The organism is Halobacillus sp. BBL2006 (assembly GCF_000786645.1).
Lineage (GTDB): Bacteria > Bacillota > Bacilli > Bacillales > Halobacillaceae > Halobacillus.
Genome location: NZ_JRNX01000394.1, coordinates 1 through 5,445, shown reverse-complemented (window position 1 = coordinate 5,445; position 5,445 = coordinate 1). Strand labels below are relative to the sequence as shown.

The following is a 5,445-nucleotide window of genomic DNA, read 5'->3' as shown; positions in this document are numbered from 1 at the left end:
TCCCGCGGGAGAAAGGACTAGGCGAGATCCCGCAGGGCGCAGCCCGAGGAAGCTTGCCAGTTCCCCCGCCATCCCTGACTTTTTACAGGCAACGGACCCAAGTTATCTCGGGATAGAGCCTTCCACAATCCTGCACTTTTGTTGAATAACTATGTTTGAAGCTTCTTCAATAAGGTGAACTGATTGCGGAAATATTAGTAGTCGTCATTAGAGTCTATTGTTATAAATTGCTGAATTAAACAGCCTGCTTTTCATTAACGAGAAACTCAATTTTTGCTAGAGACAAGAAAAATTTTCCTCTTTATGTATAGAATACCTCAGAAGTGTTCAGAATGGTTTTTGAGGTGATGAACATGAGAGAGGAAGGTAAGAAAAGCGTGACTAAATTAAAGTTTAAACGCTTGATGCGTAAGAAGTGGTTGTATCCAGCTTTGTATTTGTCGGTAGCAGCTTTGGTTCTAGTAGGAGTATTTTGGTATCAGCAAAGTGCGAAAAACACAGGTGATCAAGTTGCTGAGCAGCCAGAATCTGAAGTTCAAAATGAGTTTACTACTCTTGATAAGGAACAAGATTCAGTTGCTGTCATGGAACAGGACGAAAACTTACAAATGCCAGTTTCTGACGAGAAAGCAGCTTCGATTGTAACTAAATTCTATGATTACAATGCTTCAGAAGAAGATCAAGAAAGTGCACTGGTCCTATACAACAATAAGTACTATCAAAGTCAAGGTGTAGATATCACTAGACAAGACGGAGAATCCTTTGAAGTAACTGCTGCTATGAGCGGTAAAGTTACAGAAGTAAAAGAAGATCCGCTTTATGGAAATGTGATAGAAATCACCCATGATGAAGATGTCACAACGGTCTATGCAAGCTTGAACGATGTACAGGTGCAAGCTGGATCAGAAGTCGCACAAGGTGATGTTCTTGGTTCTGCAGGCCAGAATTCATTCGGACAAGCAAGTGGCGTTCACGTACACTTTGAGGTTCGTAAAGACGGCCAACCGTTTAATCCAGAAAGCTTTTTTGGACAGCCACTAAGCCAAATCAATAAAAAAGCGGAAGAAGGTTCTGATACAGAAGGAGCACCTGAAGATGACGCTACAGATGAAAATCAAGCACCATCTCAGGACCAAGCTGACGAATCAGGCCCATCAGCCGATGATATTCAAAACAATACAGATGAGGATCCATCAGGTTCAGAAGATGAAGAACAAGCACCTGATGAAGAAAGCGCATCATCCATCTCAACAATTCAAACTTAAAAATGAGGGAGCTTTCCCTCATTTTTTTGTGTGAAAAAACAGGATCAATGTAAAGTTTCCACTCTCTGCTCCTACTCATGTGGCATATCTTCGCGCTTTTATTAATACAATGAGGATAACCGAGCACTCGGTAACATCCAGGGTGATCCAGCATGACATACATCAAGAGTTAACCACCCACCTATAAAAACATAAGCGCTTTCCTAAGAGACCCACCCCCTTGGATAGTCAATCACAGGAGGCGAGTGGAGTGCATGATTACATCAAAGAGAGGACCATCAAGATTGGAGAGCACATTATCGAAACGAGGAAAACGGTGAGAGTGATCGCCAAGGAATTTGGCGTTTCAAAAAGCACGGTCCATAAAGATCTGACAGAAAGGCTTCCGGAAGTAAATCCAGAGTTGGCAAAAGAAGTGAAAAAAATATTAGATTACCATAAGGAAATCCGGCACTTGCGCGGTGGAGAAGCAACACGAAGGAAGTATAAGGCACAGCTGTTAGACGAGAAGTCTGTTCAACCTCTTCACTGATTCTTTTGATCCTCCTATTGTCAAAATCCCTCGATATAGGTAACTTTTTTCATATTAGATGAGACGAATGTCGTAATTTTGTGATAGAATATAGAATTAGATGTGTGAGTTTATAGACTATACCGATAGCTATTTAAAGAATAGGGAAGACTAAATAAATGGAGTATTCATCTCCAATCCCCTGAAGGCATGGAAGGATTCGAAAGCTGCTATATGCAGACTTTGTATCCTATTGTGTCTTTATGGGTATTTATGCTTTTTACAATAGGGAGGATCTACAGGACATGTTTGCAAGAGATATTGGAATAGACCTTGGTACAGCGAATGTGCTGATACATGTAAAAGGTAAAGGAATCGTATTGAATGAACCATCAGTAGTTGCTATGGACCGAAATACAGGTAAAGTGCTTGAAGTAGGCGAGGAAGCTCGTCGGATGGTGGGACGTACGCCCGGAAATATTGAAGCCATCCGTCCTCTGAAGGATGGAGTGATTGCAGACTTCGACGTGACTGAAGCTATGCTCAGGCACTTTATCCAAAAAACAAATGTACGAGGTTTTCTTTCTAAACCACGTATGTTGATCTGCTGTCCGACAAACATAACTAAGGTAGAACAGAAAGCGATTAAAGAGGCTGCTGAAAAATCAGGCGGAAAAAAAGTGTACTTAGAAGAAGAACCGAAGGTGGCAGCTATTGGTGCCGGGATGGATATCTTCCAGCCGAGTGGTAATATGGTCGTAGATATTGGTGGAGGTACTACCGATGTCGCAGTCCTTTCTATGGGGGATATCGTAACTGCTTCTTCTATTAAAATGGCTGGAGATAAGTTTGACCATGAGATTTTACAATACATTAAGAAAGAATATAAACTCTTAATTGGAGAACGTACGGCTGAGAACATCAAGATCAGCGTAGCGACAGTATTCCCTGGTTCCCGTAACGAAGAGATCGAAATTCGAGGACGTGACATGGTTTCTGGCTTGCCTCGTACAATTTCCGTAAACTCTGAAGAAATCGAAAAATCCCTGCGTGAGTCGGTCCAGGTGATCGTTCAAGCAGCGAAGCAAGTATTAGAACGGACTCCGCCTGAATTGTCCGCTGACATCATTGACCGTGGGGTCATTATGACCGGAGGCGGTGCGCTTCTTCATGGAATAGATCAGCTGTTAGCTGAAGAGCTTAAGGTTCCTGTACTAATCGCTGAATCTCCAATGGATTGTGTAGCATCTGGAACAGGAATCATGCTGGAGAATATCGACAAACGGATTTCTACGAAGTTTTAAACGTTCTAGGAAACTTAAATAAAAAGGGGCGATGACCTTGTTAAGAGGATTCTACACTGCTGCTTCGGGTATGATGGCGAATCAGCGTATGCAGGAAACATTATCGAATAATATGTCAAACGCCTATACGCCAGGATATAAAGCCGATCAGGGTACGATGAGAGCTTTTCCTAAGCTATTGATTGAGCAGATGGGGACCAAGTCAATTCCTGGGTCCCAGGGCTTGAATCTGCCCGTTCAAAATGAAGTAGGATCCCTTAATACAGGTGTCTATCTGCAAGAAGCTGTTCCTGCATTTACACAAGGGGACATAAAAGAAACAGGAATCAGTACAGATCTTGCACTTGTGCAAAGATCGGTGCCTGATGCAGATGGATTCGTCTTTTTTAATGTCCAGAATGAAACAGGAGAACAGCGGTACACAAGAAACGGAAATTTCACGGTTGATGGAGATGGATTTTTAACAACGAATCAAGGGTATTACGTATTAGATCAGGATGGTGCCCCTATTCAAACCGGCGGCATGGAATTTGAAGTCTCTGCTGGCGGGGACTTATCAGTGGATGGACAAGCCATTCCTCTTGGACTTTCCTACAGCTCGAATGTTCAAGATATGATCAAAGAGGGAAGTGGCTTGTATCGACTTGAAGAGGAAGCGAATGCGCCTGTGGATATACGTACAAACCCAGACATCAATTTTGAAATTCAGCAAGGCTTCCTTGAGAATTCAAATGTAGATCCTGCACGCACGATGACAGAAATGATGAATACATATCGATCGTTTGAGATGAATCAACGAGTACTCAAGGCTTATGATCAAAGTATGCAAAAAGCAGTAACTGAGATTGGAAGACTACGCTAAGGGGAGTTGTCGGGATTGATTAATCGTTCCATGATTCAAGCAACTGTCACCATGGGACAGTTGCAAAATAAGCTGGATTTAATCGGGCATAACTTATCGAATGTCAATACACATGGGTACAAGAGTAAATCAGCAGACTTCTCCTCACTTCTTTACCAGCAAATGGATAACTTGTCCCATCACAAAGGACAAGCCGGTCGCCTGACTCCTGACGGGATCCGATTGGGGACAGGAGCGCGCCTAAGCCATACAAATATTGACCTCAGTCAGGGCAGCCTTCAGAATACAGGAAGAGAGCTGGATGTAGCGCTGTTACAAGACAAACATCTTTTTGAACTGCGGATCCCGACGGAAAATGGGACCGAAACTCAATATACACGGGCTGGGAACTTTTATTTGAATCCGATGGATGACGGCAGGATGATGTTAACTAATTCCGACGGTTACCCTGTCATAGGCGAGAGTGGAAATGAAATTCTTTTGGAGAATGGGTTTTCGGAACTTTCGATAGATAAGAATGGGAGGATCCTGGTGACCCGTGATGGAGAACAGACTGTGGAAGCTCAACTGAATGTAGTTGAAGCTGTAAGACCAAGAATGCTTGAATCCGTTGGTGATAATCGGTTTCGGTTACCTGCTGAAATTGCCTTAGATGGAGTGCTCGAAGACGCTGCTCGCCAAGATGTCCAAATTCAAAGCCAAGCCATAGAAGCATCAAACGTTAACATCTCCAATCAAATGACGGACATGCTGATGGCCCAGCGGGCGTATCAATTTAACGCTAAGTCGATTACAACAAGTGACCAAATGATGGGGCTTGTGAATCAACTGAGAACATAAAAGTAAGGAGTATGACGACCATGGCAACAGATCCTAATTCTAAACAAAAAAACCTGACAAAAGAACAAAAGCGTAAAGCCTTGGACGAAGCTACCAAGCCTAAGACGTCCAAGTCAAAAGTGACGAAGAATAAACCGCTTAAGGAGAAGAAAGAAAAGTCATCGAAAGAGAATTCTCCTAAGATAGGGCGTAGACGTATCCTTCCCATTTGGCTGCGAATCATCATCGTCCTTGTTCTAAGTGCACTTGCTTTAGTGTTAGGTTTGATGGTCGGTTATGGTGTCCTTGGTGATGGGAAGCCTACAGATGCCCTTAATTGGGATACATGGCAGCATATTTGGGATATCGTCAGCAAAACTGAATAGGCTCGTCTCTTCATTATATGAAAGTACGAAATAGATATGCGAAGCATTGCTCATTGAGACCAATGCTTCTTTTTTTTTATAAAATATTTCTTCCTTCTTACGTAATTCACCTCACGTAATACATTAAAGCTCCCTATTTCGGAAGACTCGATTTCGAGGTAATGGCTGTTTCCGTTGTCTTGGATAGAGAAGGGAGGGCCGGGAAATCACTCACTTTCCGTGGGCGGGCGCAGAGCCTCCTTGGACTTCGTCCTCCGGGGTCTCACCTGTCCCTTTGTATCCCACAGGAGTCTCGCAA

Annotated in this window: 6 protein-coding genes; all 6 read left to right on the top strand. The window is 43.1% G+C overall.

Translation table 11 applies throughout. The features are described 5' to 3' along the window. Positions 1-377 precede the first annotated feature (377 nt). The 6 genes from LD39_RS12115 to LD39_RS12090 all read left to right on the top strand — a co-directional run bounded on the left by LD39_RS12115 (position 378) and on the right by LD39_RS12090 (position 5,147). A complete protein-coding gene (locus LD39_RS12115; RefSeq protein ID WP_231572569.1) occupies positions 378-1,265 on the top strand; it encodes a peptidoglycan DD-metalloendopeptidase family protein in 888 nt (295 codons plus the stop codon). Between the two features lie 250 nt (positions 1,266-1,515). Next, positions 1,516-1,797: a sporulation transcriptional regulator SpoIIID gene (gene spoIIID / locus LD39_RS12110; RefSeq protein ID WP_035546853.1), complete on the top strand. Its 282-nt coding sequence runs from the start codon at positions 1,516-1,518 to the stop codon at positions 1,795-1,797. 284 nt (positions 1,798-2,081) lie between these two features. Continuing rightward, positions 2,082-3,080 (top strand): rod shape-determining protein, encoded by a 999-nt coding sequence (locus tag LD39_RS12105; RefSeq protein WP_035546851.1) that lies wholly within the window; start codon positions 2,082-2,084, stop codon positions 3,078-3,080. 37 nt (positions 3,081-3,117) lie between these two features. Beyond that, on the top strand, positions 3,118-3,942 hold the full coding sequence (locus LD39_RS12100) for a flagellar hook-basal body protein (protein ID WP_035546849.1): 825 nt from the start codon (positions 3,118-3,120) through the stop codon (positions 3,940-3,942). An 18-nt stretch (positions 3,943-3,960) separates the two neighbouring features. Continuing rightward, positions 3,961-4,782, top strand: coding sequence for a flagellar hook-basal body protein (locus tag LD39_RS12095; RefSeq protein WP_035546859.1), 822 nt, complete (start codon positions 3,961-3,963; stop codon positions 4,780-4,782). A 20-nt stretch (positions 4,783-4,802) separates the two neighbouring features. Next, positions 4,803-5,147, top strand: coding sequence for a DNA-directed RNA polymerase subunit beta (locus LD39_RS12090; RefSeq protein WP_081988431.1), 345 nt, complete (start codon positions 4,803-4,805; stop codon positions 5,145-5,147). The last annotated feature ends 298 nt before the right edge of the window (positions 5,148-5,445 follow it).